This window comes from Streptomyces sp. B15 (genome assembly GCF_018070605.1).
GTDB classification, from domain to species: Bacteria; Actinomycetota; Actinomycetes; order Streptomycetales; family Streptomycetaceae; genus Streptomyces; species Streptomyces smyrnaeus.
In genome coordinates, this window is record NZ_JAGPXJ010000220.1 from 1 (window position 1) to 486 (window position 486).

At 64.6% G+C, this 486-nt stretch carries 1 protein-coding gene; it reads left to right on the top strand.

Translation table 11 applies throughout. The annotated features are described in order from the left end of the window. Window positions 1-126: 126 nt before the first annotated feature. Window positions 127-486: hypothetical protein (locus KBY19_RS37880; RefSeq protein WP_210967531.1), on the top strand; the 360-nt coding region annotated here is incomplete at its 3' end.

The following is a 486-nucleotide window of genomic DNA, read 5'->3' on the forward strand; positions in this document are numbered from 1 at the left end:
GATGGGCGGTTTTGGCACCTGGAAGCGGTTCTTCGACAAGTACCAGGCGGCCATCGATGCCTTGGACGGCATGGGTGCCCTCCCGCAGGCCAAAGTCGTGCGCCATCCGCTCTCGGAGCATCCCTGATGGCCAAGGGGACCGGCAAAAGTGGCATCGAGCTCGCCCAAGAGAACGTCGATGGCCTGATCGAATATCTGGAAGGCCGGCGCGGGCAACCTCTCCCGCGTTATGGCGTCGAGCTCAATCGGAGCGCGATCGCCAAGGCCTGCGGCTTCGACCGCAAGGTCTTCCAGACCAACCCGCGGTGCGCCCGCATCCTTGATGAGGCCGACGCGGCAGACCGGAAAGTGAACCTGACCCGGCTGGAGCAGGCTGAAGCGGTTCGCGAGCAGAAGGGCAAGGTGGACGCAGACCGAGCCGAACTCGAGGCGCAGAATCTGCGGTTGATGGCCGAGAACGCGTCGCTCCGCCGCGAAACGGAACGT